The 5283-nt window shown below is 74.0% G+C and carries 7 protein-coding genes; 2 read left to right on the top strand and 5 right to left on the bottom strand.

Going from position 1 to position 5283, the window contains the following annotated elements; translation table 11 throughout:
• From ABWI04_RS41470 to ABWI04_RS41455, 4 genes are all read right to left on the bottom strand, one after another.
• Positions 1–189, bottom strand: a 189-nt coding sequence (locus ABWI04_RS41470; RefSeq protein WP_353835837.1) for an NRDE family protein, incomplete at its 3' end; no start/stop codon positions are given.
• Positions 190–237: 48 nt separating this feature from the next.
• On the bottom strand, positions 238–1029 hold the full coding sequence (locus ABWI04_RS41465; protein ID WP_345181210.1) for an SCO1664 family protein: 792 nt from the start codon (positions 1027–1029) through the stop codon (positions 238–240).
• A 53-nt stretch (positions 1030–1082) separates the two neighbouring features.
• Positions 1083–1631 carry a DUF3090 domain-containing protein gene (locus tag ABWI04_RS41460; protein ID WP_345181208.1) on the bottom strand — a complete coding sequence of 183 codons (549 nt, stop codon included), beginning with the start codon at positions 1629–1631 and terminating at the stop codon, positions 1083–1085.
• 10 nt (positions 1632–1641) lie between these two features.
• On the bottom strand, positions 1642–2355 hold the full coding sequence (locus ABWI04_RS41455) for an MSMEG_4193 family putative phosphomutase (protein ID WP_353835836.1): 714 nt from the start codon (positions 2353–2355) through the stop codon (positions 1642–1644).
• A gap of 62 nt (positions 2356–2417) precedes the next feature.
• On the opposite strand from ABWI04_RS41455, the gene corA reads away from it, so the two are divergent.
• Positions 2418–3389, top strand: coding sequence for a magnesium/cobalt transporter CorA (corA, locus tag ABWI04_RS41450; RefSeq protein ID WP_353835835.1), 972 nt, complete (start codon positions 2418–2420; stop codon positions 3387–3389).
• Here the strand turns inward: corA and ABWI04_RS41445 are convergent.
• Positions 3386–4006, bottom strand: coding sequence for a hypothetical protein (locus ABWI04_RS41445; RefSeq protein ID WP_353835834.1), 621 nt, complete (start codon positions 4004–4006; stop codon positions 3386–3388). The genes corA and ABWI04_RS41445 overlap by 4 nt on opposite strands.
• A 132-nt stretch (positions 4007–4138) precedes the next feature.
• Between ABWI04_RS41445 and ABWI04_RS41440 the strand changes: the two genes are divergently transcribed.
• Positions 4139–5098, top strand: coding sequence for an aldo/keto reductase (locus ABWI04_RS41440; RefSeq protein ID WP_345181200.1), 960 nt, complete (start codon positions 4139–4141; stop codon positions 5096–5098).
• Positions 5099–5283 lie beyond the last annotated feature (185 nt).

Here is a 5283-nt window from a genome sequence, read left to right as displayed (position 1 = left end):
CGGCGCGCCGGGGTCCACCGCCAGCCAGGTGCCGCCCGCGCGCAGGTCGCGGCCGCCGACGAGGCCGGGGCGGTCCGGCCAGTGCCGGGCGGGCGGCTCCCACGCGCGCGCGGTGAACTCGTCGCGCACGCCCACGAGGAGCACCGGAACCGGGGAGGACGGGTCGACACTGATGATCGCCGTACACATGCCCCAATTGGAGCATTCCACCGGTGTGCCGATCCCGGCGGGGGCGGGCTACAGCGGCGGCCAGGGGATGGCGGGCCAGTCCTCGGGCGGGTAGGGGTGGATGCGGTGCTTGAGCATCAGCTCGACGCGGCGCCGGGTGGCGTCGACCTCCTCGGCGGTGAGCAGCTCGGCGAGCCGCGCGCCGAGGGCGCCGCCGCGCAGCCCCGCGTCGACCCGGCCGAGCGCCTCGACGGCCTCCGGGGTCAGGGGCTTGCCGCGCCACTGCCACAGCACGGTGCGCAGCTTGTACTCGACGGAGAAGCAGACGCCGTGGTCACAGCCGTACACGTGGCCGTCGCCGGGAGGCAGCAGGTGGCCGATCTTGCGGTCGGCGTTGTTGACGACGGCGTCGAAGACGGCCATCCGGCGGACGGCCTCGTCGTCGGAGCGCGACAGGCCGACGAGGTCGACGCCGGGGTCGGGCTCCACCCACAGCTGCACCATGCCGGGCCCGTAGGGGCCGTCGCGGTGGACGGTGGGCGGGACGGTGTTCCAGCCCATCGCCTTGGAGACCTCGTAGGCGGCGACCTCCCGCTCGGCGAGGGTCCCGTCGGGGAAGTCCCACAGGGGCCGCTCCCCCGCGACCGGCTTGTAGACGCAGTTGGCCGACACCCCGTCGTGCTCGATCGCGCAGTAGAGGGTGGCGTTGGACGCCTGGACTAGCCGGCCCTCCACGGCGAGGCGGCCGGCGGACAGCAGCCGTTCGGCGGCGGCCGCGTCGCGCGGGGACACCGCGCGCCCGGCCTCGCCCGGCCCGCCTGCGTCGCCGGCGGGCGCCCGGCCCCGGGAGGACTGCGTCATGCGTTCATTCTCCCGGCCACGTCGTCCATGATCCAGCACAGCGGGGTGTCATCTCAGCCGAGGTATCCGTTCTGGCGGGGGCAGACGTGCCCCTCGCTGTCGAGCGGCAGGCCGCACAGCGGGCACGGCGGGCGTCCCGCCGCGACCACCTTCAGGGCGCGCTCGGCGAACGCGCGGGCCTGCGCCGCGCTGATCCGCACCCGCAGCACCGCGACGGCGGGGTCGTCCTCGCCGACCTCGGGCTCCTCGTCGGACTCGGTGACCTCCTGCGCCTCGATGACCACCTGCTCGCCGTCGGGGTCCCAGGCCAGCGCCATCGTGCCGACCTTGAACTCCTCCTCGACGGGCTGGTCGAGGGGACCGTCGTCCTTGAGCTCGGAGGGGGCGACCGGGGGCACGTCGGCGTCCCCGCCGCTGCGCCGCAGGACCTCGTCCAGCAGCTCCTCCAGCCGCTCGGCCAGCAGCGTCACCTGGAACTTCTCCAGGCCGACGCTGGTGACGCGGCGGCCGGAGCGCGCCTGCAGGTAGAACGCGCGGTCGCCGGGGCGCCCGACGGCGCCGGCGACGAAGCGCTCCGGCGGATCGTAGGAGATGACGGGCATGACAACGACCCTACGCGCCGCCGCCCACGACCGCGTCACTCGACCCGAGTCCGTCTTTCCCGGAACGTTCCTCCGGCGGTTCCGGGATCAGCCCGGCGACGTCGCCTCCGGTGTCGTTGAGCCGGACGACGAACGGGCGCGTCTCGGTGTAGCGGATCACGGTGAGCGACGCCGGGTCGGCCTGGATGCGCTGGAACTGGTCCAGGTGCAGGCCGAGGGCGTCGGCGACGATCGACTTGATGATGTCGCCGTGGCTGCACACGGCGTAGAGCGCGTCCGGCCCCCGGGCGGCGGCGATCCGCTCGTTCCAGTCGCGGACGGCGGTGACGGCGCGGTGCTGGGCGTCCGCCAGCGCCTCCCCCGCCTCGCCGGGGAACCGCGCGGCGCTCGGATGGGCCTGCACGACGCGCCAGAGCGGCTCCTCGGCCAGCTCCTTGAGGGGACGGCCCGTCCAGTCGCCGTAGCGGACCTCGCCGAACCGGTCGTCGGTCTCGACCTTCTCGACCTTCTCGGCGTGCCCCGCGGCCACGGCCTCGGCGGTCTCGACGCAGCGTTCCAGCGGGCTGGACACGACGGCGGCGAGCGGCAGGGGCGCCAGGCGGGCGGCGAGCGCCGCCGCCTGCGCGCGGCCGCGCTCGTCCAGGCGCACTCCGGGCGTCCATCCGGCCAGCACGGGGCCGGTCATAGCGGTCAGGCCATGCCGAACCAGCAGAAGCGTCGTCACACCGGCCACTCTAGGAGATCATCCGGACGTCCCGACGCCCCGGATGCGCGACAATGCGTGGTGTGATCGTCGACAAGGCCATCTACGCCGGCGGGAAGCGCCGCGACATCGAGGGCGACATCAGCGACGCCTTCGACCTCGCCCGCGAGGACGGCGAGTGCTTCCTGTGGATCGGCCTCTTCGAGCCCGACGAGGACGAGTTCGAGCTGGTCAAGGACGAGCTGAATCTGCACCCGCTGGCGGCCGAGGACGCGGTCTCCGCGCACCAGCGGCCCAAGATGGAGCGCTACGACGACACGCTGTTCGTGGTGCTGAAGACGCTCGCCTACGTCGACAAGACCTCCGACATCGAGGTCGGCGAGATCATGGTCTTCCTCGGCCGCGACTTCGTGGTGACCGTCCGGCACGGCGCCGGGAACCCGCTCGGGCCGGTCCGCAAGCGGCTGGAGGACAACCCGGAGCTGCTCGGCCACGGCGCCACCGCCGTCCTGTACGCCGTGTGCGACGAGGTCGTCGACCGGTACGGCGTCGTCGCCCACGAGGTCGAGGTCGACATCATCGGGCTGGAGCGGGCCGTGTTCGACCCGAACGCCCGGGACGTCACCGCCGACATCTACTCGCTCAAGCGGGAGGTGCTGGAGTTCCGCGGCGCCGAGGACCCGCTCGTCCCCGTGCTGCAGGAGATCGTGAAGGGCCGGGTCGCCGAGTGCGGCTCCACCCGCGAGTACTTCCGCGACGTCCTGGACCACCTGCTGCGCGTCGACGGGCAGGTCGACGCGCACAACGAGCTGCTCAACAGCGTGCTGACCGCGCACCTGGCGCTGCTCGGCAAGCGGCAGAACGAGGACATGCGCAAGATCTCCGCGTGGGCCGCGATCATCGCCGTGCCCACCGCGATCGCCGGGATCTACGGCATGAACTTCGACCACATGCCCGAGCTCCACTGGACCATCGGGTACCCGCTGGTCATCGCGGTGATGGCCGTCGTGTGCGTGCTGCTGTTCCGCCGCCTGCGCAAGAGCGGCTGGCTCTAGGCGCCGGAGTCGTGAGGGGACGCGGGCGCGGCGAGGAGCACCGCCCACAGGTGCGACTCGGCGTCCTGCGACTCCAGGCGGCGGCGGATCCGCTCCACGCCGGAGCGCGTGGGCAGCGCCAGCCAGACCAGCAGCGGGTAGCCGACGACGAACCCCGCGACGAAGACCAGCTCGCTGTGGGCGACCATCGCCAGCGGGAGTCCCAGCAGGATCACGCCCTCGGCGAGGGCGAACCGCAGCAGGACGGCCTGCCGGAACATCATCAGCGCGGTCCGCGCCGCCGCGGCCGGGTCGGCGCCCGGCGCCATCGGGCGCGGAGCGCGGGGCCCGGCGAGCAGGGCCGGCAGCGCGGCGGCCGCGAGCGGCAGGTAGATCCACGACGGCCCGTCCCCGGGGCCGTCCTCGACGATCAGCGGCACGATCGCCAGGATCAGGACGGGGGCGGCCAGCAGCGCCAGCATCATCAGGCGCATCCGGCCGAGCTCGGTGCCGCCTCGCAGCGAGGCGAGGTAGCCGGGGTCGTCACCGGGGCCGGCGCCGAACACCGGCGCCACGTCCGGCCCGCCGTCGCCTTCTGGCGTCTTCGGCGAGTACATCGAGAACGGGGGTGGCGCCATGGCTGCGAACTCTAACCCGGCGGTGCCCCGCCGCAATAGATCCTCACCAGGATCTTCGCGCCGCGGACCCGCCCGGCCGGGGCGGCCGCTCGCTTTCCGCGCCGCTCGCCCGGACCGCTAGATTGGCCGCCTATGAAGGAGCGTCACCTCGGGCGGAGCGGGCTGCTGGTGTCCCGGCTGGGACTCGGCACCATGACCTGGGGCCAGGACACCGCCCCGGACGAGGCGGCCGCGCAGCTCATCGCCTTCGTCGAGGCCGGGGGCACCCTGGTCGACACCGCCGACGTCTACAGCGACGGCGACAGCGAGCGCATCCTCGGCCACCTGCTGCGCGAGCTGGTCGACCGCGACGACCTCGTCGTCGCGACCAAGGCCGCGATCCGGCCGAACGGGCGCTACGACGCCTCGCGCCGGCACCTGCTGCACGCCCTCGACGCCTCCCTCGACCGCATGGACCTCGACCACGTCGACCTGTGGCAGCTGCACGTCTACGACCCGGGCACGCCGCTGGAGGAGACGCTCTCGGCGCTGGACGAGGCGGTCTCCTCGGGCCGGGCCCGGTACGTCGGCGTCTCCAACTACGCGGGCTGGCAGGTCGCCAAGGCCGCCGCCTGGCAGCGGGCCTGGCCGGGCCGCGCGCCGGTCGTGTCGGCGCAGCTGGAGTACTCGCTGCTGCGCCGCGACATCGAGCGGGAGGTCGTGCCCGCCGCGCTGGACGCCGGGGCGGGGCTGCTGCCGTGGTCGCCGCTCGGCCGCGGCGTCCTCACCGGCAAGTACCGCACCGGCATCCCCGCCGGGTCGCGCGCCGCCGCGCCGCACTTCGCCGACTTCGTCCAGCCCTACCTGGACGAGGAGTGCGCCCGCATCGTGGAGTCGGTGGTGACCGCCGCCGAGGGCCTCGGGTGCTCCCCGCTCGCCGTGGCGCTGGCGTGGGTCCGCGACCGCGAGGGCGTCGCCGCGCCGATCGTCGGCGCGCGGACCGCGGCGCAGCTCGGCGCGATCCTGGAGAGCGAGGAGGTCACCCTGCCGCACGAGATCCGCAGCGCGCTGGACGACGTCTCCGATCTCTCCGACGCCGCCTCCCACCCGTGATCTGTCCTCCCCCCGTGATTCGTCCGTGAACCCCGGGGCCGTCCGTGGCACGCTCTGGACGGTCCACCGCCAACCGAGATCAGCCGTGACGGGAAGCCCGTGACCGACACCCCTGACCAGTCCGCCGCCCCCTCCGCCGCCGAGCGCAAGGCGCGCGCCGAGGCCGCCATGCGCGCGGCCGAGGC

It is taken from the genome of Actinomadura sp. NPDC000929, from assembly GCF_040492065.1.
Lineage (GTDB): Bacteria > Actinomycetota > Actinomycetes > Streptosporangiales > Streptosporangiaceae > Spirillospora > Spirillospora verrucosospora.
This window is presented reverse-complemented; position numbering and strand designations above follow the sequence as displayed.

Excerpts from the sequence above, each read along its gene's own strand:
- ABWI04_RS41465 (WP_345181210.1), bottom strand. The coding sequence starts at position 1,029 with ATGACGCAGTCCTCCCGGGGCCGGGCGCCCGCCGGCGACGCAGGCGGG.
- ABWI04_RS41460 (WP_345181208.1), bottom strand. The coding sequence starts at position 1,631 with ATGCCCGTCATCTCCTACGATCCGCCGGAGCGCTTCGTCGCCGGCGCC.
- ABWI04_RS41445 (WP_353835834.1), bottom strand. The coding sequence starts at position 4,006 with ATGGCGCCACCCCCGTTCTCGATGTACTCGCCGAAGACGCCAGAAGGC.
- ABWI04_RS41440 (WP_345181200.1), top strand. The coding sequence starts at position 4,139 with ATGAAGGAGCGTCACCTCGGGCGGAGCGGGCTGCTGGTGTCCCGGCTG.